The sequence below is a fragment of the Paenibacillus sp. WLX1005 genome, from assembly GCF_046603685.1.
In the GTDB taxonomy this organism is placed as follows: Bacteria; Bacillota; Bacilli; order Paenibacillales; family Paenibacillaceae; genus Saccharibacillus.
This window is the reverse complement of the sequence record NZ_CP176756.1, coordinates 2,661,735-2,687,751: the sequence shown is the minus strand read 5'-3', so window position 1 is coordinate 2,687,751 and position 26,017 is coordinate 2,661,735. Positions and strand designations below refer to the sequence as shown.

The 26,017-nt window shown below is 44.8% G+C and carries 23 protein-coding genes; 5 read left to right on the top strand and 18 right to left on the bottom strand.

Annotation, left to right across the window (positions count from 1 at the left end):
- Window positions 1-15 precede the first annotated feature (15 nt).
- The 4 genes from ACE3MZ_RS11600 to ACE3MZ_RS11585 form a co-directional block, all read right to left on the bottom strand.
- Complete coding sequence (locus ACE3MZ_RS11600) at window positions 16-696, bottom strand: response regulator transcription factor (RefSeq protein ID WP_411346584.1); 681 nt, start codon at window positions 694-696, stop codon at window positions 16-18.
- Window positions 697-803: 107 nt separating this feature from the next.
- A complete protein-coding gene (locus ACE3MZ_RS11595; RefSeq protein ID WP_411346583.1) occupies window positions 804-1,328 on the bottom strand; it encodes a hypothetical protein in 525 nt (174 codons plus the stop codon).
- A 162-nt stretch (window positions 1,329-1,490) separates the two neighbouring features.
- Window positions 1,491-1,991: a hypothetical protein gene (locus ACE3MZ_RS11590; protein WP_411346582.1), complete on the bottom strand. Its 501-nt coding sequence runs from the start codon at window positions 1,989-1,991 to the stop codon at window positions 1,491-1,493.
- 261 nt (window positions 1,992-2,252) lie between these two features.
- Window positions 2,253-3,224 carry a hypothetical protein gene (locus tag ACE3MZ_RS11585; RefSeq protein WP_411346581.1) on the bottom strand — a complete coding sequence of 324 codons (972 nt, stop codon included), beginning with the start codon at window positions 3,222-3,224 and terminating at the stop codon, window positions 2,253-2,255.
- 678 nt (window positions 3,225-3,902) lie between these two features.
- Here ACE3MZ_RS11585 and ACE3MZ_RS11580 point away from each other — a divergent pair.
- Entirely contained in the window at window positions 3,903-4,436 is a 534-nt protein-coding gene (locus ACE3MZ_RS11580) for a sigma-70 family RNA polymerase sigma factor (protein WP_411346580.1), read from the top strand.
- A complete protein-coding gene (locus ACE3MZ_RS11575; protein ID WP_411346579.1) occupies window positions 4,423-5,991 on the top strand; it encodes a DUF4179 domain-containing protein in 1,569 nt (522 codons plus the stop codon). The genes ACE3MZ_RS11580 and ACE3MZ_RS11575 overlap by 14 nt, the downstream gene beginning before the upstream one ends.
- Before the next feature lie 58 nt (window positions 5,992-6,049).
- Here ACE3MZ_RS11575 and ACE3MZ_RS11570 read toward each other — a convergent pair whose 3' ends face one another.
- From ACE3MZ_RS11570 to ACE3MZ_RS11550, 5 genes are all read right to left on the bottom strand, one after another.
- On the bottom strand, window positions 6,050-6,436 hold the full coding sequence (locus ACE3MZ_RS11570) for a hypothetical protein (RefSeq protein ID WP_411346578.1): 387 nt from the start codon (window positions 6,434-6,436) through the stop codon (window positions 6,050-6,052).
- Window positions 6,437-6,480: 44 nt separating this feature from the next.
- A complete protein-coding gene (locus ACE3MZ_RS11565) occupies window positions 6,481-7,284 on the bottom strand; it encodes a hypothetical protein (protein WP_411346577.1) in 804 nt (267 codons plus the stop codon).
- Window positions 7,285-7,531: 247 nt separating this feature from the next.
- Entirely contained in the window at window positions 7,532-8,683 is a 1,152-nt protein-coding gene (locus ACE3MZ_RS11560) for a hypothetical protein (protein ID WP_411346576.1), read from the bottom strand.
- Between the two features lie 2 nt (window positions 8,684-8,685).
- Window positions 8,686-10,152: an ATP-binding protein gene (locus tag ACE3MZ_RS11555; RefSeq protein ID WP_411346575.1), complete on the bottom strand. Its 1,467-nt coding sequence runs from the start codon at window positions 10,150-10,152 to the stop codon at window positions 8,686-8,688.
- 2 nt (window positions 10,153-10,154) lie between these two features.
- Window positions 10,155-10,853: a response regulator transcription factor gene (locus ACE3MZ_RS11550; protein WP_411346574.1), complete on the bottom strand. Its 699-nt coding sequence runs from the start codon at window positions 10,851-10,853 to the stop codon at window positions 10,155-10,157.
- Window positions 10,854-11,111: 258 nt separating this feature from the next.
- On the opposite strand from ACE3MZ_RS11550, the gene ACE3MZ_RS11545 reads away from it, so the two are divergent.
- Complete coding sequence (locus ACE3MZ_RS11545; protein ID WP_411346573.1) at window positions 11,112-11,894, top strand: PhzF family phenazine biosynthesis protein; 783 nt, start codon at window positions 11,112-11,114, stop codon at window positions 11,892-11,894.
- A 203-nt stretch (window positions 11,895-12,097) separates the two neighbouring features.
- Here ACE3MZ_RS11545 and ACE3MZ_RS11540 read toward each other — a convergent pair whose 3' ends face one another.
- The 6 genes from ACE3MZ_RS11540 to ACE3MZ_RS11515 form a co-directional block, all read right to left on the bottom strand.
- Window positions 12,098-12,967 carry an amidohydrolase family protein gene (locus tag ACE3MZ_RS11540; RefSeq protein ID WP_411346572.1) on the bottom strand — a complete coding sequence of 290 codons (870 nt, stop codon included), beginning with the start codon at window positions 12,965-12,967 and terminating at the stop codon, window positions 12,098-12,100.
- A gap of 20 nt (window positions 12,968-12,987) precedes the next feature.
- Entirely contained in the window at window positions 12,988-16,311 is a 3,324-nt protein-coding gene (locus ACE3MZ_RS11535) for a GNAT family N-acetyltransferase (RefSeq protein ID WP_411346571.1), read from the bottom strand.
- 465 nt (window positions 16,312-16,776) lie between these two features.
- Entirely contained in the window at window positions 16,777-18,834 is a 2,058-nt protein-coding gene (locus ACE3MZ_RS11530) for a beta-galactosidase (protein ID WP_411346570.1), read from the bottom strand.
- Window positions 18,835-18,977: 143 nt separating this feature from the next.
- Window positions 18,978-19,892, bottom strand: coding sequence for a hypothetical protein (locus tag ACE3MZ_RS11525; protein WP_411346569.1), 915 nt, complete (start codon window positions 19,890-19,892; stop codon window positions 18,978-18,980).
- A gap of 206 nt (window positions 19,893-20,098) precedes the next feature.
- Window positions 20,099-21,079: an aldo/keto reductase gene (locus ACE3MZ_RS11520; protein ID WP_411346568.1), complete on the bottom strand. Its 981-nt coding sequence runs from the start codon at window positions 21,077-21,079 to the stop codon at window positions 20,099-20,101.
- Window positions 21,080-21,107: 28 nt separating this feature from the next.
- A complete protein-coding gene (locus ACE3MZ_RS11515) occupies window positions 21,108-21,314 on the bottom strand; it encodes a hypothetical protein (RefSeq protein WP_411346567.1) in 207 nt (68 codons plus the stop codon).
- A 223-nt stretch (window positions 21,315-21,537) separates the two neighbouring features.
- Between ACE3MZ_RS11515 and ACE3MZ_RS11510 the strand changes: the two genes are divergently transcribed.
- Window positions 21,538-22,461 carry an AraC family transcriptional regulator N-terminal domain-containing protein gene (locus ACE3MZ_RS11510; protein WP_411346566.1) on the top strand — a complete coding sequence of 308 codons (924 nt, stop codon included), beginning with the start codon at window positions 21,538-21,540 and terminating at the stop codon, window positions 22,459-22,461.
- 99 nt (window positions 22,462-22,560) lie between these two features.
- Here the strand turns inward: ACE3MZ_RS11510 and ACE3MZ_RS11505 are convergent, their stop codons facing one another.
- The 3 genes from ACE3MZ_RS11505 to ACE3MZ_RS11495 form a co-directional block, all read right to left on the bottom strand.
- The gene (locus ACE3MZ_RS11505) at window positions 22,561-23,298 is read right to left on the bottom strand and encodes an AraC family ligand binding domain-containing protein (RefSeq protein ID WP_411346766.1); all 738 of its coding nucleotides are present in this window, start codon (window positions 23,296-23,298) and stop codon (window positions 22,561-22,563) included.
- A gap of 60 nt (window positions 23,299-23,358) precedes the next feature.
- Window positions 23,359-23,940: a LysE family translocator gene (locus ACE3MZ_RS11500; protein WP_411346765.1), complete on the bottom strand. Its 582-nt coding sequence runs from the start codon at window positions 23,938-23,940 to the stop codon at window positions 23,359-23,361.
- A gap of 101 nt (window positions 23,941-24,041) precedes the next feature.
- The gene (locus ACE3MZ_RS11495) at window positions 24,042-24,641 is read right to left on the bottom strand and encodes a TetR/AcrR family transcriptional regulator (RefSeq protein ID WP_411346565.1); all 600 of its coding nucleotides are present in this window, start codon (window positions 24,639-24,641) and stop codon (window positions 24,042-24,044) included.
- A 172-nt stretch (window positions 24,642-24,813) separates the two neighbouring features.
- Here ACE3MZ_RS11495 and ACE3MZ_RS11490 point away from each other — a divergent pair, with 172 nt between their 5' ends.
- Window positions 24,814-25,857, top strand: coding sequence for a 2-dehydropantoate 2-reductase N-terminal domain-containing protein (locus ACE3MZ_RS11490; protein WP_411346564.1), 1,044 nt, complete (start codon window positions 24,814-24,816; stop codon window positions 25,855-25,857).
- Window positions 25,858-26,017: the final 160 nt, after the last annotated feature.

The following is a 26,017-nucleotide window of genomic DNA, read 5'->3' as shown; positions in this document are numbered from 1 at the left end:
TCTTTCCGCTTCACATTACACTTCAAACTTATACCCTGCACCGATCACTGTACGGATGTGCCGTCCTTCATCGCCCAGCTTGGCGCGCAGCTTTTTGATATGGGTATCGACTGCTCGTGTATCGCCAAAATAATCCGCACCCCAAACCGCATTCAGAATCTCATCCCGATCCAGAACCGCACCATAACGACGAGTCAACAGATCGAGCAAGCTATATTCTTTCGGTGTCAGGCTGACATTCTCGCCCTGCACCTGCACGGTATATGCGCGTTTATCAATCCTCAATTGACCATCTGCATAGATGAGTATATCGTCCGCACGTCCCAGCGTTCCTTGCGTACGTTTTAGCAAAGCCGTTGCGCGCGCAACAAGCACCTTCGGACTGAACGGTTTGGTTACATACTCATCTGCGCCCAGCTCAAATCCCATCACCTGGTCGTCATCATCAGTTCTAGCAGTAATAATAATGATCGGAATGGCAGATTGTTTGCGAATGCGCCGACAGACAGACCAGCCGTCAATCTCCGGCATCATAATGTCGAGCACAATCAGATCAAGCTCATGCTGCTCGAACAGTTCCAGCGCTTCCCGCCCGTTGGCTGCTTCCAGTACATGCCAATCGTCTTTTTTGAAATAATCAGTCATAAACTCGCGCATGAGCACGTCATCTTCAACAAGCAAAATACTCTTCTTCATTGTATACACTCCGTATTAGTCGGATTTGATATCCATTTCATGCTACCTGTAGACGAAGATACTGTCAAAGCTGTATCAAGGAGTGTTGACTCATTCTAACATGCAGTTCATTTATTGACAGTCGATATACCTAATTTATAGGTAGGTACAGCTGACGTCATCCATACAGCGCCGTTTTTTGTAGACACACCTTGCCACGTTGCAAACAAGTCTTTTTGCGTGCTGTTCAATAGTTCTTTTTTAACTTTTGGCGTTATAATAGAGTCGTATTTGGCAATAAAACGTGTTGGACTTTTAAAAAAATATACTTTTTTGCCTGTATTTACACGTAAAGGATAGTTCACAAGTGAAGATACCAATTGCTTATTATTCTTTTTTACAGCTAGTTGAAGCTTGCCAAAGAATGCATCAAATGCTCCTGGATCTTCAAATCCTGCCGCTTGATAGGGATTATTTTTCTTTGATTGTGAACTGCTAGTTGTTGCTGCGGCAGTTACGATCGAAGCAGATGTAATATACCCTTTTTCCGATTGGGCAGCAGACGCTACGCTTGTCGGCAATGTTGAGGTCGTTGCGACCAATGCTGCACCTGCCAATGTAATGTTCATAAGAATGCTCGTTGTTTTGTTCATAATATATGCCTCCTGTGGATTCTGCTGAATGTTTATCTGTTTTATCATACATACGTTTGTTGATTTGCATATATCAATACGATATCGATTTTACGTTGTTTATCGCATTATTTTCACTTTTGTCATATGATTCACTTCTGTGGCATTTACTTCTGCATGAGTCTATTTATTCACTGCATATAATGCAATTTTGTCGTTAAATTGACCAAACCACAACTCGCCGCCACCAACCATAACACCTTTCCAATTTACAAACAAATCGTCTTCGATAGCATAAGCAAGCGTTCGTTTGACTTCTGGTGTCATGATGGAATCGTACTTGGCGATAAAACGTGCAGCATTGGTGATTTTATACGTCTTGCCATTTGAATGCACATTCAACGGATAATTGATCATGGAAGAAACGGCTTTTTTATCGTTATTCTTCACTGCTTGTTGAAAAGTGAAAAAGAATTGGTGAAATGCTGCTGGATCGTCGATTCCAGCTACTTCGTATGGGTTATGACTAGACTTAGTTGGCGTTGCAGATGTGCTTGTAGATGGACTTGCACTCGTAGTTGATGCGGCAGCCGAAACGCTATGTAGCGGAAAGGCTGAGGATGATGTCGCGAATGCGGCACCTGCGAGTGTAACACTTAACAGAAATTTGGATGTTTTATTCATGATCAATGACCTCCTGTGTTGTTTGGTATATGTTTATTATAGATAGGCGATGTGTAGTTCAGGTGTACATGAAGTGTAACTTTGCTCCATTCGCTTTTCGAAGGCTTTGTTCATCTCGTATTTTGAGCGTTTTGTTTATCGTAAACTGAATTTCTATACATGGAATAGAGCAGAAGCGGCAGACATCAACTGAGTAAATTCAGAAGTTGTCTACCGCTTCATTGTATTCCTGTTGTATAAAAGCTTCGTGCACATCATTATCTAACTGAATGGAGAATAGATGATATAGCGGAAATTCTCTATAGCGTCTGCCGCAAAGGAATCCAATGTAGAAGAATCGACTCTAGTAAGATGATTGTAAAAGCTGAATGGAAATTTGAATACATGCCCGAAATCCCAATCATTATCACAGAAATCAGCATCCCAGTACTCTTGTTCGAGCGGCAACCATTTCGAACGTGTCGCTTGGATGAGAGGTAAGTGATCTACGGGTGATCTTAATGTGATAGGAGTTTCTGATCGAAGATCGCGTGAAGCTCTGAGAACTTTGACTAGTTTCAACAATGCTGGAAGTCCACTTCTGACATACTCTTCATGACCAAGATCGAACAGAATATTCAGCCCATGCGAAAAGGTCAACATATGACCAATCAAATCGTGATGCGCTTCGGCTCTATAGATTGTCTGGAAGGATGATAATTCGCTCAAAATGAATGCGGATAGTTGCTTGGCATTGGTAATTTTCGGAAATCCATCACTCTCCGCAATCTCAATTCTTTTTACCTCGGCTACAGAATAACCAAGCCACGATCTACCGGGGATTGTTTTGCGGAAGGATTCGATCAGTGTACAAATGCCTTCTATTTCACGCGCCGTCCCCCATCCTCCCAACTCACGAATAGCCTTTAAACTCAATGCGGTGTAGATCACATTATGCCCAACCCAATGTAGTTCGTCTATGACAGATTGTAGCGATTGCAGAATGGCATGTTCTGCGTTTGGAATATGTACTTCTACTGTAGAAAAAGCCGATTCGGTGAACGAATGATGATCTAGCATCGCTCGGGCTTGAGTTGTAATTCGATTGGCGACTACAGGTGGTATCGAATGTTCCTGAATGAAGAAATAAGCTGCGATTCCGGCAGCGCCAAAATGAGGTTGCCAAATATCGCCTGTGCTAGCTTTACAGTTGGCAATGATATGTAGTCCTTGATTCAGCATGTTATGATCCATGAGTTTCGCTCCTTAATAATTTTTATGAAGTGAGTTGGATGTAGTTGGAGAATTCGATTCGGATTTCGTTTGATTCGTTTGGTTATGGGTGTGAATTCAGTTGAAAAAGCGGCTTTTCGAGCAAGGAAAGTGGTCGAATGATAGATATAAAGTTCTTTAAAAGAGAAACAGCGTATAATTTATATTATACGCTGTTTTTTAAGTGGTAATTGTTTAATAATATCCCTAGTCAACGTAAAATCAAAATACGTAATTTATAATGGTTTGAAATTGTTTTGCCCACTTATACTTTCCAATAATAATGACTGTCATCCATCCATGGCAATGAGTGATGTTTGGTGTAACGCCGAATTTGTTTATCAATTTTAATGAGTGAATTTTAATTTCACTATGTACGCAGCGCTAAAGGAAGATCGGCATTCCCTTTCACAAATACATGAATACGTAAATACATACCAGCCATTTACACTTATTCTATTGGACTGCAACATAATTTACCATAGTGTATCATTACCGAAGGTTGAGCATTTCATTTTTTTGAAAATATTCATTTAAAATCCTCCTAGAGAAAATATTTTTATAGGTATAGTGTAACCTTTTCCCTATCTCATCTATCTAATATAACGATTCCAAATAACACAGCATGGATGTGGCAGAACAAAGAAGGTGAATGAGAAATTGAACATACAACAGCAAGTACAATTAGCACAAGATGGCGATCATGAAGCTTTTTTAGAATTGATAAAGCATATCGAAGTACGTCTATATCGCATATCTTCTTCCATTCTCAAGAAGAAAGAAGATATCGTAGATGCGATGCAGGAAACGATTATTAAGACATATGAATCGCTACCCCAACTTCGGGAAGCTTCCTTTTTCGAAACTTGGGCGATACGTATTTTGATCAATGAATGTAATTCGATTTTGCAAAAACGAAAACGGCTGATTCCGTTTGCAGAGATTCATCCACCAATCGTACACGTACCTGCGTATGAAGCGGTCGATATGCGTGAGCTGGTCGATCAACTGGAAGAGGATAAGCGTCAACTTATTATTCTTCATTATTTTCAAGATATTCCACTGAAACAAGTAGCTGAGATTATGCAAATAACAGAAAGTACTGCCAAAACAAGACTGCATCGAACACGAAAGCTATTATCCAGCTGGCTTGAAGACAACGAGGAAGGAGGGCATATGTATGAGAACAGATAAATTAGAAGAAATGCTGAAACAGATTGGCGAGCAAGAAGTGATAGAACAAAAGGATACGGAAATCCCTGTAGATATACAAGTAGAACTACGAAGTATATATCAAGCGATTGGGCAAGGACAATCCGCTGATCAGATCAGACAAACCATTTCAAGCACAGAGAATGCATCTGAATTGCAACAACAGCAAGAGATCGCAGAAAAGAAGATAGCAAGCATACCCCCTATCATGGCAACAGAGAATCCGAATCATCGGCGGAATCGACGACTGATTCGTTACGGAATTACAGCCGCCGCAGTTATGTTCATAGGCATTGGAAGTGCGATCAGTTCGGCATTTTTCTCAGCAGACATGGCACGCGCAATCAAGCAGTTGCCCGGAGCGAACCAATTGTACCAACTGACGTCTCAATGGGGATGGATGACAGCTGACGAACAAGAAGTGAAGTCACCTCAGCTTAGCGTGGAACAAGATGGAATCACACTTACGCTTCACTCCCTATTGTATGATGGGAAGAAGGTACGCATTACATTGGAACAATACGCCGCCAAAAAGCAGCATGGTATTCAACAGGTTGAAATCTATGTAAATGGACGGCAAGTTTCTTCTCCCTACAATAAAATCAATGAAGACTCCGTGCAAGATGATCATACTTCTATTTATGATTTGCAGCGAGAACTTATTCCCGAGGCTCTACTTGGGATCACACAACAACAACTTTATGAAACGTTCGAATCATATGATGACATTCCTATATCCAAAATGCCCGAAAACGTAAATATGCAAATCAAAATCACTCTACAAGGAATGACAAACCAACCGTTTGTTTATGATGTAAACACAGAACGTAGCCCACTTCCGAACTATACACTAAGCAATACACTTCAAATTCCAGAGGGTATGAGTTATCATAGCGCTCTAGTTCAAGCGACACCGATCATAACGTACATTCAATTAAATGTATCCTATTTAGAACAATGGGAAAAGTGGCGGTATCGTTATTATCTACAACATGGCAATTATCCTGCTAGCATCACTTACGGTTTATCTGACTCAAACAATCGTGTGTACCGTATACAATCCCACTCAGGTACCTACGGGGATAATCCTTCGGAATTTTTGGAGTTCGACCCTATAATCGGAACGCCCAAGGAACTCATTCTTACACCATTTATGTTTAATGAGGAGCCTATTACTCACCATCGCCCAGTTCCTTTACACTCCCAAGGAAATATAAATCTTCCAATAACTTTGGATATGGGGACAACTGGCAAAGTGAAGTTGCTTGAGGTAAATTCTACTTCCGATCAATACATTTTGCGATTCCAACCTGAACAATCGTATCAGACCTACACAACTGCAACTTCCTTATGGTACGGCAACTTGAATCAGCGACATGGAGTATATTCCCGAAAAATCTCTGAAGACCCTAACCATCAAGGACAATTTCTAATGGCATTTGATAAAAGTGATTTAAAACAAGGCGATCAATTGTACTACTCGATTGATAAGATACGCTACATGGATACACTGCATTTGCAAGCGACACAACAATGATTATATTCGAAAAAGGACATTCTCTTTTATAAGGGAATGTCCTTTTCACTTATTTATATTAACGCGACTCATGCAACTTCAAACGACTCCACTCATACAATGTTTGGATAAATGAACTGTTATGCAATGGCTTTTCCAACTGAGCAGGTGTAGTGTAGATACTACCGTCATACCAGAATACCTTATCCTGATCTTGTGATAGCGACGTACTCTGCCTATCACCATCATACGGCATGCTGGCCTCATCTCCGTTATACACCTGTGAACTATCCGTGCTCGGCGTTGCTTGCACGAACAAGGCATGATCCACATTGCGATTCAATATTTTGATTCCATCAAATAGAAACAACGCGTACCAGATCACTAGCCCAATTGTAAGTATACTAAGTAGCCCGATCATCCACCATGTTTTTCGTTGTTGCGTAGTTTGTTCTCGTCCTGCCATGTCCGTCTTCTCCCCGTCTCGCGCTGGCTGGAGCGGCGCTAGTTTTATTTCTCCAGCGCAGCTACCAGTAGCGATGTATAGTATCGGCTGCCATCCGGTTTCAGATGCACACCGTCATTGTAAAAGTATTGATCCTTGCCTGCACTTGCCCCGTACCAGTCCACAATCTGGACATTGGGGAACTCGCGACCGACCTGAGTCATTGTATCATTCACTGTATCTTGCCAAGTTTTTGGCACACGTGCCGTTACAAGCAGTACTTGTTTGGCGCTGGACAACGATTGCAGTACACTACGCAGCTGATCAGAGCTGAATGGACCGTTAGTGCCAAGTTCAAGAATAACGTGATCGCCCAGCTTATTGTTAGCGACCAGATTGTTGATTACATCATCGGCTTGTGACATTTGTCGGCTGACTTTACCGTCGATGGTCATGTTGGGCAACTGCTCTTGCAAATATGGCGCAATGCCTACGGTAACGGAATCGCCGATCATACTAACGCCGGTGCCATCTGGTGCATCCGGTGTGGATGTCGAAGATGTGCTTTCTGGATCTTTTTCACTATTGTTGTCTGACGATGTTGGTTGTGCAGCATTGTTATTGGTCTCATCGTTCTTCTGTGTAGAATTGGTGGACGATGGATTAGCGGGTTGTTGGTTAGTAGTTGGGTGCTTTTGCTGATATGCAGTCTGTACAGCGTCTGCGTTGTATACTGCCGAATTGCCGCCTAGTGCCTGTTTTTGTTCCTTTTGCTCTTGCGAGCTGAACAGCCATATCACACTTGCTGCCATTGCGATCGCTACGACTCCCCAAAGTGCATTTGCGATCCATGTATGTTTTTTGTTCATCTGTTCCATTCCTTTTCTGTATGTGTTGTTCTTGATGTCTTCATTATGCAGAACAGATGTCGCCAAAGTTTGATGAACTTGTAAACAAATTGTCACAGCGGTTGTCAAAAACAGACCCCCCTGCTATGGCGTGTATTGCCACAGTAGGGGGTTCATCATTGTATGGTTGTATAGTGAGTATCTGATCTGCTATCGGTTTAGATGTATCGCTTATCCTATAGGGTATCGATAATCATATATCCATCGATTATTCCAATTCGATAACGAGCGCTTCATCTGCATAACTATCCGCAGAAGACGTTTGCGCAGGGTTCCACGGCTTGGAGCCTTGAATGAGTAAGCTTTTGCTATCTTGATTCCAGAACATATTGTAAGGCACCATGCCGCGATAGACAGGTTCCCGATATAACACGTTTCTGCCTTGCATTTTGCCAACGAATACGACGTTCTGATCTTGAGCAGACGTGTAAGCGATACTTTTACGATCTGGGGAAAAGTCAAAATCCAGCACATGATCCAGAATAACAGACAATTCCCCATTACGTCGGTCATATTCATATAACGATTCGTCCGAACCGAGAAAAACAAATTGATCGTTCGTAATCCAGCTTACATCGTCGCCGCCGATCTCGCGCTCATACTGAATATCCAGCTTCTTGTCAGCCGCTTCTACCATCGTCAGTACCTTTTTGTGATCATGATTCGCCTGATAGGATTGCAGTAAAACACTCGTTCCATTGTTGGCAATGTCCACATGGAACAGTGAATCCTGTGCGGCTAGCAGGGTCAATGGATAGCTGGTATCGGTATGGGTAGCCATATTGTAGATATGCAGATTGGCATTTTGCTTTGCGTTCATACTGTATACAGGCTTATCTATCAAATAACTGACATACTGACTATTCGGCGACCAGGTTACATTCTGCACATACGTACTGGAATCACTCACTCGTGTCAAAATGGTCTTTTTACCAGTCTGCATGGACACTAGCTTCAGCACTGTTTCGTTTGATGAATTCAGTATCTCGCAAAAGTAATTACCGTCTGGCGATAGAAATGTATTGTAGTTGATATAACCGATCACGGTGTTCGGCTTACTTTTTTCAAATGGATATGCCATCTGCTCCAAGGTGCCCTGTTCCAATACTGACATAAAGCCCATCGCCGATATCACTTCATTGTGAGCAGACCAGCCCATCAGACGACCAGTGTTGGAGAAATGTCCGGGGAGTCGATAGATCTTTTTGACCTGAACAGGCTTGGACGTTTGATCGACGATGGGGGATTCATCGTTATCTGGAATGATCACAACATCGGTCTTAGGTGCTGCACTGCATGCGGACAGGATCAGGGTGAACAGCATGCTCAGAATCGTTGTTGCAATGGTAGTTGATCTCATGTTCATGATGTCCCCTCACTCTCTGTTCTGACATATGCGGGAAACTCGACGATTACGATCGTCTGGTGATGATCATTTGCAATATCAATCGTACCTTCAAGTTGCTGCACAATAGACTTAACGATGCTAAGCCCCAATCCAACACTGCCTTCCTCGGCATTGCTGGAATGTACAAGGTAAAACGGTTGAAACAGCCGTGACAGATATTCGCCGTCAATAGGATCGCTGGGATTGCTGAACAGAAAGCGAATGCGGTCGTTCTCCTGTTCTCCTTTGACCGAGACGGTGGAGCAAGGAAGACTGTACTTGATCGCATTGTCGATCAGATTGATGAACAGCTGTCTGATTCGGTCGCCATCGCCGAGTAGCAGCAGAGACTCGCCGATTTCGTAATGAATGTGCTTGTTGTAACGCTGTGCGCGCATGGTCATCGATTCACATACATCTTGCAAAATCGGTGCAGCGTCCACTTGTTGCCACTCATGAATGATATTGTTGTTGCGCGACACTTCCAGCAATTTTAGCACCATTTCATGCAGCCGCCGACTTTCCTCGATAATATGATTCATGCCTTTATCAAAAAACACCGGGTCTTTCTCCCCGTTCTTGCGAATAATCTCTGCATAACCAAGAATCGAGGTTAGTGGTGTCTTCAGCTCATGCGTAATATTGTCAAAAAAGCGTTTCTCCTGCTCATGCAGCTGCTTGAGGTGATCCCGATCTTTTTCGATAATGTGAATCTGGCGACTGATTTGGTCGATCATATCGTTAAAATTGTCCGCCAGCCTGCCAATCTCATCCCTACGTTTGAAATGCAGCCGTACATCCAGATTTCCGTTCTTCACTTCCGTCGATGCTTGTGTTAGTCGGGTTAATGGAATGGTGATATGCCGGGACAGAATGTAAGAGAACAGAAATGCCGCTGCAAAGATCGCAAGCGCGATATACAGCGTAATTTGCAGCACCTGCCCCGTCTGCTGATACAGAGTACTGAAGTCCTTGTGAAATCGCAGAATGCCAACTTTTGCCCCGTCAATTACGACCGGATAAGAGAACAGAACGGTCGTATTTTTGCCATTATAGGTGATACTGTAGGCGGTATTGCCACCGATTGCTTGCTCCAGATCACTCTGCCTATTCGCAGGAAAAGAACTAGCATCTGGCGCATATAATAGTTTGCCGCTCAGATTGTAAATGCCGACACTGCTATCCGTCATTCGGTTGAGGTCAATCGCAATTTCCTTGGCAATCTCGCCAAAATACAGCTGATTGCTGCTATAGTGGTTGATCAGAAATGCCTGTCGTACGTAGCCGTTGCTGTTATTTTTCAACCCTTCTAGCTCATTTGTGACCAAACTCTGGTTACTACTGCGAATGAATTCCTTGACCGTCTGATTCAGCACGACAAAGGATAGCGAGAAGATCAGAAAAAAGCCGACCAGAAATTTGATACTGATTTTGCGTACCATATCTATCGCCCCGTCTTCTCAAACTTGTAGCCGATGCCGAATACAGTTGTAATGCAATCGGTGGCATCCAGCTTTTTGCGAAGTCGCTGAATATGTGTATCGACCGTGCGGGTATCACCTGCAAAATGATAACCCCACACGAGATCGAGTAGATCCGAACGGGTGAAGGTTTTGCCCTGATTTTTGAGCAGCATGATAAGCAGATCGTATTCCTTTGGCGTTAGCTCGACCGGTTCACCAGCGTTTTTCACCAATCGTTCGTCTTCAATCACTTCCAGATGGCGAAAACAGATGACAACTGGCGTCGGTTGTTGCCGTACACTATCGCCTGCCTGCTCGACACGGCGCAAAATCGTCCGAATACGCGCCACCACCTCGCGCAGATCAAATGGCTTCGTAATATAATCATCCGCTCCGAATTCGAGACCGAGAATCTTGTCGGTGATGTCGGACTTGGCGGTAATCATGCAAATGGGTATATTGTGATGCGCGGTTACTTTTTTGCAAATATCCAGACCGCTTTGATCGGGCAGCATCCAATCCAGCAGTAGTAAATCTGGTTGAAACGATGAAATCTCGCTCATACCTGCCGCTCCGCTAGACGCTGTGCGCGTCTGGAACCCTTCCATCGTCAATCCGTAAGACAGTAAATCAGCAATGGGCGCATCGTCTTCGATAATCAAAATTTTGGCTTTATTCATGATCTTCCTCTTCCCTATCCCTGATCCGGTGTTGTAAACATCGTTCATATGTTAACGGTCAGCCCTCAAACAAGCAAATACAGATTGTCACCAAATGGATACAATAATGTTAATACCATAACTCTCGTATGAGATCGTGACGATCCACTGGCGCAATAAAACTATGAATAATTGCTATGAATAACTGTTCTGTGAATAGAACAGTTATATGAAGGGTTGCTTTACAATGAGCCTTATCAGCAAGGGAGGAATAGGATAATGAAATATTATGTAGTAGACGCATTTGCCACGCGTGTCTTTGAAGGGAATCCGGCTGGTATCTGTATTCTGGATCGCTGGCTATCACCTGAACAGATGCAGCAGATTGCTACGGAGAACAATTTATCGGAAACGGCATTTGCTGTCAAAGAAGATGAGGATTACCGATTGAGATGGTTTACTCCTGCTGCGGAGATTGATCTGTGTGGACATGCGACGCTGGCTACAGCGTTTGTACTCGCTCAATATTATGAGCCGAAAGCGGAGCAGTTTGTATTCCATACTTTGAGTGGTACGTTGGTAGTGAAAAGAAGCGAAGATCGGTATGAGTTGGACTTTCCTAGCCGTATACCAGAACCAATTGCCATCAGCGAGGATATGATTCAAGCCCTTGGTGTAACGCCGTCCGAAGCATATCTCAGTCGTGATCTGATGTTTGTCTTAGAAAATGAAGAGCAAGTACGCAATCTGACCCCTGACTTCTCCGCATTAAAAAGCCTGCCAGATGGGCTTGGTGTGAATGTAACGGCACGGGGAAACGAAGTGGATTTTGTATCGCGTAGCTTTTTTCCAAAGTTACAGGTGAATGAAGACCCGGTATGTGGGTCTGCGCATTGCAACTTTATCCCATTCTGGTCGCAACGTTTGAACAAAACAGAGATGGTCGCACGACAGCTATCCAAACGAGGTGGTACGCTGTATTGCACCGCACAAGGCGAACGGGTAAAGATCGCTGGCAACGCCGTACTATATGCGGAAGCTGACTTAAAGCTGGATATGTAATGCCTATCTACATCGTCAAACAGAATAGTGAAAATAGTAAATACCCGAATGAATATCAACCATACATAGGTGATGTTCATTCGGGTATTATTTTGACTGGAAATCAATAGCAGAATACTCTTACTCCGTAACTGACTGAATAAAAAAAGTAGAAGCATCTCTCTTCTTCCTATCAGCCAGTTGGCACCGACAATTGCCAGCAATCAGGAATTGCCTTCCACCCACTGCTTTAACTTTGGAAATACCTTCAACGCGTTGTTGTAAAACACATCGTCCCAATGCGGCTCTGGAATGAGATTTTTGATAAATTCAATCCACGCATCCAGCGGTACGAGCGGCCAATCGGTGCCGAATAATACACGATCATACTTTTCCGCAAATACGAGTGCGCGCCGGAAATGATCGACATATGTCGGCTCGCCCATCAGGCGCTGCACTTTGGCATGGTCGCCGACGATCCAGCCGGACAGATCGGCGTACAGATTCGGATTCTTTTCCAGCATGGCTGCTGCATCCATCACCCATGGGTCACCCAGATGACAGAGCATAAAGGTAATATCGCGATGCTTGAGGAACGTTTCCTCCATAGACAGCGGATGCGAATATGTTAGCAGCCCCTGATCCGCATAGGTTAATCCGCCATGAATCACGATAGGCATATCATACTTGCGGGCAAGTTCGTATACGGGATCGTAAATGGCATCGCCCACATTATAATGGTAATAACCAGCATACAGCTTGAAGCCAACCACCTGCGGATTGGTAAGCGATTGTTCTAGTGCTTCCAGTTGCCCTGGTTCATGCAGTGTCTCAGGATTAATACCAACACATGTAAATACATTGTCCGGCATTCTGTCATTCAGATCCAGCAGCATTGGATTCGCTGCCTTCGCATCCGGGAATGCGCCGGGCGTCGTCTCAGTTACCCCCATCCCCACCGCAGCAATAATATTCGAGGCTGCAAATTCATCCAGCAATCCATCAGTCGTATAGTCGATGGATGCCAGATTACGCGCCGTATCGTGAAACGCTTCAATTTCGGAAAAATGAATATGTGCATCAATGATTTTCATAGCGTATTCCTTTCCTGCTGTTATAAAGTAAGATCCTCTTGTACGAATACGATCTTTTGCAGATCAAGCAGTGCTTCGCGCGTAAGGTCGGCAGACGTCCACACATGGAACTGCGGAGCCGTCAGTACTGTCTGTCCATGTTGAAGATACAGCAGATTGTCGGTTGCATTCAAAATCCCGTTTGCATCCACGAATCCCCACACATTGTCATTGTCCGGCACCGAAATTATATATAACTGCTCCTTCCGTTCACTGGACTGAAGGCGCATGATTCCATCTGGCGCAGGAATGTCATATTGTATTTTACCCGCTTTGTAGACCATTGTCTCCTGTGCCGTATTGTCGATAGACAACTTCCCTGCCGATACATGTTCGCCCGGTTTGTAGAAATTCCAGTAACGAGCATTCAGCGGTGCCAGACTGGTATTCGTTTGCTGCTGTACCCGTATGACCGAAGCAATCACAGGTATACCAGGCAATGTAACATAATATTGTCGCAGCGACAGCCCCTTGAACTTGGCAAACGTTTCAATATGGGTATCGATGGCGATGCCTGACCAGTGATTGCCATGAGTATCCTTGATCTCTGCAAATGAAACCTCGCGCCGTTCTTGCAGCAGACTTGCTTGCGACATTGTTTCGATCTCCATCCCCAGTCCACCTAGCCACGGATTCCACCATGACTTCGGACTTGGTTGCGGATACGAGGAATCCAGCCATTCGTGTCCCTGATGTCGTAAGGAGATGAGCGCCGCCGCAAAATTCTGACTTGCTTGAAATTCCAGTACACCGTTATGCACACGATGAATCTCGCCATGCTCATCCGATAGCACATCCAGCTTCACGGGATCGCCAGCGACAGGAATAACAAGACGATGCTGCCGCCACTCGTAGCTACCCATATCCAGATGAATGTCTAACACATCAATGTCGCCGGAAGCTTCAGCATTCAGCTGTACCTGCGCTTCATACTGTCGAAGCTCCTGTTCAGGCGGTATGGCAAATGATTGAGATGAAGAAGCATTCGTCAGGCTTTGTTCACTGGAAAGGTGAACATCGTTTAGTTTCGAGCGCTGTGAGTTCACGATAATTGTGCCGTCCAGTGCTGAGTTTTTGTGTTCAATCAATGTGATTGGCGCTGTCGTTCCTTGTACAAATGGATTTCCCTGATTCCATACAAGCTCCAACGATGGCTGTGTAGATAACGGCTTGACCGTGCTCTCCCCTCTGACAAAGGCACGGAAATCCTGCCACTCCTTCCACGTTCCACCCGCTATGATCATCTCTGGTGTAGAGATGACCTCATCCTTTTGCAATATACCGAGTGGATGCTCTAGCATGAAGTACCAGTAATCGGTCGTCAATTCACTTGCCTGTGACCAGCTGATCCCCCAAGCGGAATGCTCCTTCTGCGTAAATACCCAATTCTCGCTAAACTGACTGACTGGCCAATATCCTTTGGACGACGCATCCGGGCCACTTTGCGTATGAATGTATCGATTGTTGTACGGAATGACGCTGTTGTACAGCGAAACATCCACTCTTTCTTTTATAAATAACGGCTCTGTTCGCTCATGATTTGCTAGATTGCGGATCACACAATGACGGGTGATGATGCCGTTGCGCTGTACTTTGATAACGGTTGTCAGATGTACTTGCTGCGACTCCAGCTCGTATTCTGCTTCCATGATCATAGCGTCTTCCAGACGGAAGTGTACTCTAAGCGCACGATTCTTGGTAAACAGATTGCTATACGGCAATCCGAACTGTGGATGCAGCAGAGATGTGCCTTGCTCTGATCCTTGATACACCTGAATAGTATTGCTCTCTTTGTTCAAATGCACATGATAGAGACCGTTGCTGACGACCCATTCTTTGTCCGTTTCGCCGCCAAAGGCAGACTCAGCGCCAGGCAATAGCAGACTAAGATGCTGATCCAACACGTTCACCAGAGCGGCAGATGATGATGAATCCAGCGGAGAATCTGCATTATTCGTTGATTCGCAAGTGACAGTTGATTCTGGAATGGCATGGGAATCAGTATGATTCGCTGATTTCACTTGTTCATTAGCTACTTGTTCATTAGCTGAGTGTTGATTAATACTTGTTGCCGTCTTGTAAATGGTAATATTCTGATGCCAGATGCCATAACCGAGCACATGTGCTTTCACCAGAACTGCTTGACGGGATTGTGCGGGTACGGAGATCGACAGCTCTGGTTCAGCGAAAGCAAGTAGTGGATGATTCGGCCAATGAATATGATACGTTTCAGCGGTATCGTATTCATTTTCGACAGTTACCCCCAGTTCCATCTGCTCACCGACATACAGGGTACGATGTGGCGATTGCAGCTTGAGCCGTACCGGGAATCTAGGTTCCACACCGATCTTGAAGGTCGCAGCTAGACCGTTGATCAGCAGCTGGGCTTCCACAATGGGATGGGTCTGGAACGGATTTTGCTCCTGTTCGATCGGATTCAGGTGAAAGTTCCCGCGAATTATTTCTTTTTCCTTTACAGTAACAGATTGTTGCAGGGTGAAATCTACCTGTTCATTGCTTGTTCCGGTAAGTTCCACTTGCAGCGGCTTACCCGTTTTGTTGAATACCTCGTATTCAATAGGATAACTTAAACCGAATGGCAGACGATGCTGCTTCGGAATCGTGGCAGAGATCAGATAATCATTCGTTTCGATCAGGCGCAGCCCGCGACCAGTACGCTCGTATTCCATACGCAGATGCAGATCATCCTTACGCCATTCGTAGGTAAAATAATCAAACCCATTGTCGCCCGTTCCGTCCGGCTCCGTCACAATCTCGCGTACGCTATCGTTGTACCAATCCAATTGATCAAAGTACGATTGTACCGCTGGCGTTTGCAGTACCGATGGAATCAAGTTAATCAGATGGGTCGCATCGTCACGACGCTCCCAGAAAAATCCGGCTTTTTTGTAAGTAGGAACTGCTTTAATGTTGCTCGGCCAAGTATAGAGATCGATACGCGGCCAACCGAGTGTGATCGTCTCTTGGATGGCACGCAGTACGAGTCGTTTACCGACCTTCTTCCCGTGATAATCTGGACGTACATTGAGCAGTGCGATATAAAGTGCGTTCACATCGTCCTTGTAATGCGAGAAGCTGCAATATCCGATGACTTCCTCGCCAATAACAGCTAGAAATACATTCAGATGCACGCTATTATGATGCTCTTCCATAATCATTTCTTCCGTTTGAATCGCATTGTCTCCGCCCCAGCTCTCATTGCTGGCGTTCCACATATCAGCTATGGATGCGGCGTAACGCGGTTCGTATTCGACAATTTGAATATCTGTGAGATTGGTCGTCATAACAGTCTATTCCTCCGTAATCGTATGTAATATGAAGCTGGTACTCTTTTATTGCTACAATCTGGTATATCATGTTGTGAATCTAGTAAAACAGGTGAGTATGTTGTGCTGAGCAATACCGCGCAGAGGTGGATAGCGGAACAGCATACTACATTGTACTTGACGAGCGTAAGAGTGATTTGGTTGCTATACGGCTATTTTATACATCCTTTTATTAAATATATCGCTACCCTGCATGTCATGGTGGTGTGCAAATACTATGCTCATCCTCACCTTGCTGTTATTATACCTATCCTTATTACGTATGCAAAATAAACCAGTTATACATGATCCCTTCAACAATACAGAATCATGTATAACTGGTCGTATACAACGGAATGATGTAACGTAATTGTCTTAATACATATCGTAGTCGTACCGTTTGATTGGGTGAGTGTTATTGTACGCTGCCGTCATTCTTTTCACCTAACGCGTATGGTGCAAAATCCATACACCATACGGCGGCAACTGCGTCTGACCATCTAGCGTATCGCCACTTAGTAGCTCTCTATGCGCCTGCTTGAGCACAACCTCCGCCGCTTGATCGCCATAATTCAGCAAAAATACATAATCCGCCTCATCTCCGCGACGAATGCCGATCTCCACCTGTTGCGGCACATCCAGCCATTCTACTACCGGCGAAGTCAGCTCCAATTGTTGAATCAACGCATCCACAACCGTTTCATGAAATGCCGCTCCATAATACAATACCTTGCCAGAACCCTGCTTACACGTCGTCAATGCCGGTTCCCCATCATAATACGAACCGGAATACGTGGCGAGTACCTCTACCTGCGGATCATCCACTTGTAAAATATCATTAAATCCTACCGCCGCCGCATCCAGTTGTTGCCCCGTCGCCGCCCACGTCAATCCGGGCGCCTGCACCGTGCCTGTAATCATCGTAAAATCAGCTACCGAGATGCCGCATAATTCTGCAACAGCACCCGGCATCGGCTCCATTCTGGCGTGACCATCACCATTTTTGTAACCAGTACGTGCGCCGAGAATGAGCGTGCCGCCCTGCTCTACATACGCAGTCAGCAATTGCGCCGTCGTCTCGGTCAGAATGGCAGCATGTGGATAGACGATTATATTGTATTGTGACAATTGCTCCACACTCTGTCCGCGCAAATAAACAATATCCGTCGGAATATGATGATATTGCAGCTGCTTGAACCACGACTGCACGCTACGAGCTGACAACGGGCCATGCCAGATGTCGAATTCACCATCCCAATCGTTATCATAATCACGCAAAATAGCCACGTCTGCGGCATACTTCGTCCCAGCAATCTGCGACCCTATATCCACAAACTCTGCGCCTACCTGTGCCGCTTCTTTTACCCGACGATTCGGACGGTTGTGGTAATCGTTCAGACCGTGCCAATACATCTCTGTACCAAAGGTCACCGTGCGCCAGCGGAAGTACATGATCAGATCGGCACCGTGCAGCACTGACTGATATGTCCACAGTCGCAATTGTCCAGGCTGCGGCGAAGCCATCGCCAATCGATTAGACCAGCCACCCGGCCCCGCCTGCTGCTCCATCACACAGAAATTATGCGAAATATCCCGCGTCACGCTTAAATTCAAACTCCATTTGCGATCTAACAACGGCTGTTCATCATCTCCAGCAAAGACTGTCGAGAACTGCGGATACGAATCGTACGAGAAAAAGTCCAGCAGTTCATCGGTTAACGTATGACTGTCCAGATGTCCAAACAATCCATTCGTCGTAATCTGATGATGCGGCGCCACTTCCCGTAAAATATCTACTTGAATACGCGCAAATTCAATCACATTATGCGAAATAAAGCGCTTCTCATCCAGCACCTGATGCGGATTATGCGAATCTGCTGGTGTCAGACGTGGTAGATGCACCTGTTCCCAATCTGTATACATCTGACTCCAAAACACCGTACCCCAGACGCGATTCAGTTCATCCAATGACCCATACTTCTGTTGCAGCCACGAGCGAAAGGCAATATGATCCGCCTCCGCATAAAATACATTGCTCTCGCAATTAAATTCATTGTCGATCTGCCAACCGATAATCGCCGGATGATCATGATAATGTTCTGCCAGCTTGCGCGTAATATTAGCGCACAATTTGCGATAGATGGGACTACTGTAATTGTAATGACGACGCAGACCATGCTGATACATATTGCCTTCCAGCGTGGCATTTAGCACTTCCGGGTATGCTTGTGTTAGCCAAGCGGGCGGTGTTGCCGTCGGTGTGCCCATAATAACCTGAAGCCCATGCTTGTGCGCCAGATCCAGCACCTCATCAAACAACTCAAACTGATAGACGCCTTCCTCTGGCTCGAAGACCGTCCAAGCAAATTCGGCAATACGTATGTAGGACATGTTCATTTCTTTCATCCGCTTCAGATCATCTTCCCATAATGAAGATGGCCATTGCTCCGGGTAATAACAGACGCCCATTTGCAGCGATTGAAGTTGGATCGATTTATTCATAACATCACCTCGGGTGGATTAGATCGATCCTTACTGGATCGTTGTATCTGTTATGATTTTAAGCTTGGAACCGGATAGCGTATATAATAGGTTTTTGTTGAAGTTAGAAGTATTTTGTCATTAGGGGAATCCTGCTACATCATTTACGTTTCTTCTAATTGTAATAGAGCAAGTAACGAATAGAAGCATGTTAGTGTAGGCAATGGTTGAGAGGAATCTTCATTATTCTGAATAAACATTTCTAGAAATTGCTGTGCTTCTTTGTGGTATGTTCTATCAATCCAGCCGCCAAAGAAACCAAAAAGTGCATTAGAAAGTATACTTCCCAATATGATACCACGCTGCTTAATAACCTTAGGCTTGCGATTCACAATCGTTGTTCGTCTCAAAACCCAAAGTTCGACTAATGAAATAATAACCAATTCAGGAATCCCAGTGCGATCTTCAAAATACAGATCATGCTCGCGTATAGCCAGCTCTTTTAATTCGTTGATAGTCAACAAGTGATCGTAATCTCTACTAAGATCTTGTCTGATTTTATTACAAATAACTTGAAAGGATAATTGATCCTGCTCCTGAATACACCAAAATGTATAATCAATCTCTAACCAATTGGTAGCTGGTTCTGGCGTATGAATCCAATCTGCTACACCTTGCTTCTGCATATCGTTTAGTTGAACTTCATCATATACAAATGGTTTTCTTTTGCGGGGATTTTGAGATTCAACGTACTTCTCCCATTCATCTGATTCATCAAGGACGTTCAAATTTTTGAAATGGGGCTTTAGTGAATAGATTAGTTCAATGACTTGTAAATATAACCCTTCTGGAACAACTCCTACTTTCACAAACTCATCCACATACAATGCGGAATCGAAAACAAAATTCAATTGCTCCGAATCTGGATGCATGTTGACGCGTAAGCCGCTTCCTTCCTCGGTATCGATATATTCAGAATACCAATGTTTCTTTTCGGCGTAAGCCTTTACTTTTTCTAGCAATAGACGCTTATCATCGTGTGATTTTAATGTTCCTTTATAAAACAAAGTTGTTGTCATAGATCCCCCTATTTGTTGACTATTATCGTTACTTTATGAATCTTATTGCAACATGATAAGAATACTTATGTACTTCACTCCCTTCAATATATAATAAAAATCCGATCCTGCGCCATTCATCATGCGGCAGAATCGGATAGGATATTTAGTATTATAATCTGTTAGGATCAACTGCTTCTATGCATCGGGTACTGCTAGACACAGATTCAGGTCGCACCTACTACAGGGTGCGGTACATACGGTTCTTCCAAGAAAGCAACATCCTCATCCGTCAGCTTCACATTCAGCGCCGCTACGGCATCTTCCAGATGTGAAATTTTGGTTGCGCCGATGATTGGTGCGCTGATCGGTGTTTTTTGCAGCAGCCACGCCGTAGCGATATTGGCGCGGGTTACGCCATATTTCTCTGCCAGTTCGGCGACGCGCTGGATAATCACACGGTCGGTGTCGAGCGTGGCGTCGTATTTGGATTTTTGTACCTGATCGCTTTCGGAGCGGAAAGTTTGTTCTTCTGGATCACGAGTGAGGCGACCAGATGCGAGCGGACTGTATGGAATGACGCCAATGCCTGCATCGCAGCACAGCGGCAGCATCTCACGTTCCTCTTCGCGATATAGCAAATTCAAATGGTTCTGCATAGAGACAAAGCGCGTCCAGTTGTTCTTTTCGGCGACATACAGTGCCTTTTGAAATTGCCATGCGTACATAGCAGAGGCGCCGATATAGCGGACTTTGCCTGCCTTGACCAGATCATGCATAGCTTCCATCGTTTCTTCAATCGGCGTCGTATAATCCCAGCGGTGAATCTGATACAGATCGACGTAATCGGTGCCGAGACGCAGTAGACTTTTATCCATCTCGCTCATGATCGCTTTGCGAGATAGACCTGCGCCGTTCGGACCTTCTTGCATACGAATGAATACTTTGGTTGCGATGACGATCTCGTCACGGTTAGCGTAATCTTTGAGCGCGCGACCGAGATATTCCTCGCTGCTGCCCATCGAATAAATGTTGGCGGTATCGAAGAAATTAATGCCTAGCTCCAATGCTCTTTTAATAATAGAGCGACTTGTTTCCTCATCCTGTACCCACGGGTGTACCCAGCGGCTCGCATCACCGAAGCCCATACAGCCGAGGCAGATGCGTGAGATGTCGAGACCAGTATTGCCAAGTTTGGTATATTCCATAAGGGTATGTCTCCTCTAGTGTGTATTGTTATTGAGATTGCGTACGAAAATGTGTTTGCCACGGATACGATGTGCGTGCGGACGGTGAAGCTTCAGGGTATTTGCGCTCCAGTTGATTCAACGATTGTCGATACAGCTCGCGGAATGGGGCTTCCTTTTCATGCTGTATTAATGTATGCAGACGACGGATGAGACTTTTCTCAAAATACATAATCCATTTCTCCATTATGATCACGGCGCTGGAGTCACCTCCTTCCTCTCGTTCATCAGACTGCCTATGCAGATGACACACAGCAGCTACTCTTTTAGTATGCCGCAGTAAAAACAAAACCGTTATCTCATTCATCTTAAATGATTGCCTATTTCTCCTACGGGCATTAACAGCGGTATGTTCACAGGTATATAATGCAATCATAGGGAGGCTTCACATTAGCCTGTACAGAGGAGGAACAGATAGCATGATCCAGCATCTACATCATCAGAATGCCGAACTGGCAACACTGATTCAGCGTCATTGTCCGGGTGAGGGCTTGTTCGAAACGGCTGTGCCTTCGCTATTTCTCATTCATCATCGGCAGACAACGGAACGGGCATTTCGCGTGTACAAGCCCTGTCTGTGCATGATTGCCAGTGGTGCCAAGGATATCTTTCTCGCTAATGAGCATCTTGCTTACGGACCTGCTAGCTATCTGGTTGCTTCTATGAATTTACCGGTTGTCGGTCAAGTCGTACAGGCATCGGTGAATGAACCATATTTGAGCTTTAAGCTTGAATTCTCGCAAGCGCAGATTCTTGAGGTGCTTAACGATACCGATCTGCCGCAAATGCCACGAGATAATGCTAGACGTGCGTTATTCGTTGGCGAAAGTGAGCAGCATCTATTGGATGCGGCAGTGCGATTAACACGATTGTTGGAGCAACCCAAAGATATTCCATTTCTGGCGCCACTATTTACCAAAGAAATTCTGTACAAGTTATTACAGACCTCATATGGCGTAACATTGGCGCAGATTGCGCTGGAAGGTAGTAGTTCGTATCGTATTCGTGAGGTGATTGAGCAGATCATTCAGCAGTATGATCAGCCGCTACGAGTAGAGGAATTGGCGGAGCTGGCGAGCATGAGCGTGTCGTCCTTTCACCGGAATTTTAAGGAAGTGACGGCGATGAGTCCGTTACAATTCCAAAAGCAGCTCCGTTTGCAAGAAGCACGGCGCTTACTGCTGGCAGAATCGGCGGATGCGGCAGATGTAGCGTTTCGCGTTGGCTACGAGAGTGCTTCCCAATTCAGTCGGGAGTATGCGCGTCTGTTCGGAGCGCCGCCACGGACGGATATCAAGCAGTTGAAGGAAAAGTACGGAACGACGCTGAATGCGTCAGTATGATAGATACAGTGTGGTTAATATGACTCACGTATAACCAAAAGCCAGATGCTCATCGGAAAGGATATTCCGGCGTTCATCTGGCTTTTGGTTATTTCATATTTATCCAAGATACATCATATATTCAAAAGCAGTAATACCATACACACTTTTAAAATGCTTATTCAAATGCGTCAAATCTACAAATCCACACTCTGTTACAGCGGTGTACACATCCTTGTTCTGCTCAATCAGCTGCTTGGCATACTCGATTTTACGATTCAAAAAATATTGATACGGCGAGATTCCAGTCTGTGCTTTGAACATACGGATGAATTGAAACTTGGACAAGCCTAGCTCCGCGCTGATCTGCTCCAGCTTCATCACGCCGCCAAGATCAGCATGCAGCATATCTTTGGCTTTGCGGATCAGTCCGACATCCTGCGAAGTACGTGAAGTCCAATCGGTACGGGCAAGGCTGTCGGTCAACGAAATGAGCAATTCACTGCATAGGGCGTCATCCTGATCATGTAACATCGCTTTGGATAAAGATAGTATATTGCGGTTTAAGACAGGATCGTAGACAATCGGCGATGAGAAGCGCAGCAGCTCCTTTTGCCCAGTCGCTTCCTTCATCAGCTCTGGATCGACATAGAGCATAACATAATCCAGCCCGCTTCTATCATTCGCCATACCGTCATGCGCTTGCTCAGGATTGAACAGCATTACACCACTAGAATGCGATAACTGCAAACTGCCATCCATCGTGAATCGCTGAATCCCACGCAACGTTACGCCGAGTGAATATTCCTGATGCGAATGTCGCTTATACGTAAATTCGTTGATACTGGCGGACAGCATCGTAATACCAGCTGCTTTTTTATATACAAAATGCTCTGTCGGATTCAATTGATCTTCCTCCTATACCCAGATCATGACGGCTGCATAAATCAGAAACAAAGTCATAATCAGATTCGCTGCCCGTTGATGCCGCTGTAGAAACTGTTTGAAAATTGTACCAAACATCACCCAAGTTGTATAGGCGAGAAACCCGATGCAGGTAATCACGAGTACACCGATTGTCAATCCTGTTATCGCTGAATTGTACGGCATAATAAACGTAGGAATGACAGTCATCGTGAACATAATTACTTTCGGATTCACGAATTGCGTAATAAAGCCGGAGTGAAATGTTCCCATGCCACTGAGTGTACTGGACTTGGACGATTTGGATTTGCGCGAAATTTGATAAGCCAGATACAGCATATATAAGCTACCGATGATCTGCATTACAATCATAATTTTCGGCAAGACGATTGCCAGCATGCTATTCAGAAAAGCAGAGGTCACAAGCAGCAAGGCAAATGCGAGTGTCGCACCATATGTGTAGCGTAGCGCCCGCTGCGTCCCTTCTTTTTGCGCAATCGAGAGAATGACGATGTTACTAGGTCCAGGCGTGAACGTAATAATGAAACAATACAACAAAAAAGACAGGATACTGATGGGAAAAACCCCTCTCTGCACGTTGGCGGTGTTTTACATCAATATACCTGTCTTCGGAAAATGGCTATAGTACATTATTGCAGCATCTAATCATATATCGCTTATTTCGTTCCATGCTTGTCAGTCGACTGGGAAAAGGAAGCTATAATGTCAGCAATCTCATCCACACTTTGCTTCGCCCCAGCTTCCAGCCATTGATTGATCACACCCATCGCGCCATACACCATGTACGTAAAACGGTAATCCAGATCCCCCATTTGCACATTGGTATCGTTGACTGATATATCGGGATCGTCATCGGTGATAGGCTGGTGGGCAGAATGATTAACCGTGTACATCTCCAAAATAATCCGCGTTAGCAGCTGTCTGCCATTGTCTCGCAGCAAAAGTAATTGATACAATGCCTGTTGCTCCTGAAACGTTTGCAGTAACTTCGTCAACGCCCCGCCACTCTGACAAAACTCCTGCTGCGCTGTCATAATATCGCGAATCTGTTGATACATCTCTTGCTGTAAGCATTCCAGCAAATGATAACAATCCTTATAATGCAAATAAAACGTCCCGCGATTGATATCCGCCAATCTACATATTTCACTCACTGTAATTTGCGAAACGTCCTTGTCCTGTAGCAATGTTAGAAAGCTTTTCTTAATATGTTCTCGTGTATATTGAGTGCGGCGATTGTTCTTCATACCGACCATTTGGCGTCCTTCCTTTCATCTATTCAACAGGTTATCCATGATCTGTTGATTGCATACCAATTGTCTCTAAATTGATGATTGTAAGCGTGGTTGTGGGCAAATTATACTAACACCATGATATAAAATCAACAGTTGTTCATTTCATGATCAACGGAGAAATGGAGTATAGTGTATGACTACAAACATCCCTTCTGCAAACATATTGATCGTTGGGGCAGGCGCTACAGGCTTCTCCGTCGGTTACCATCTGGCACTAGCGGGCGCAAAGATTACGTTTCTTGTCCGTTCAGGACGTGCCGCTACCGTTGCAGCACCACAAAAGCTGTATTGTTATGATGACGTGTCCTTAAAAGATTTTGACCATTATGATGTCGTGGATCATGTAGAACAAGTAGCTGCTCAATCGTATGATTTTATTATCATCACATTGGATGGGCATCACAGTCGTACATCTACAGGGAAAGAATTGTTAGCAGGGCTTGGGACGATGGCACGCCATCATGGAACTCCCGTGATTATGTGTGGTTTTGGACATGGGCTGAAACCATTTTACATGGAGCAAATGGGGTTGCCTTCTCACCAGCTACTGCGCGGTATGCTGGGTACGTTAGCTCATCAATCCCATGCCCCACTGCCTGTGCATCAACCAGCGGATGCAGAGCAGATTGCTCAATCTATCATTGCGTACCGACACCCAGCGGACTTGCATGGATTCCGAATCGAAACAGCCAACGATCTGGTGGCGCAGCAGTTTACCGATCTATACAATCGCTCGCAGGTTTCGCTTTGTAGTCAGGCGAGTCCGGTCATGTTTGATCTATTTTCCAGTATTGGGTTTCCCGTTTATGCGGCTTGTGATCTCACAGGATGGCGACCTTTTGCCGAGGTTGTTCATAATCAACACGTATGGACACTGGCTTGTGCAGCACAATCCGAGATTGCTTCTCTCCCGCAGCATGGAGCAGAAGGACAACAGATGGCTCAGTCCATGAATGAGCAGACAACAGCGTATATTCATCAGAATATGGAGCAACAGCTGTTACCGCTGGACTATCAGGCATTCAATCAATTTCATCACGGTGGCAAAGTAGCGGCTCAGGATACAGAATCTATGCGCTATTCTCTCGCGGAAGGTCAACGTAGTGGACACCCGATGACGGCATTGCAGCAGTTGCTACAACTGCTAGATGAACGCGTGGATGCTGACAATCGGTAAATGATGATCAGTAAATGCAAGTATGTAATGAATATGGGATGAGTGTAAAACAAAATGCGACGGATCTAAAATAAAATGAGAGCAATCAAGCAAAATGAGAGCAATAAAATGAAATCAATAAAGCAAAAACCGGATGTCTATTTCAGACATCCGGTTTTAT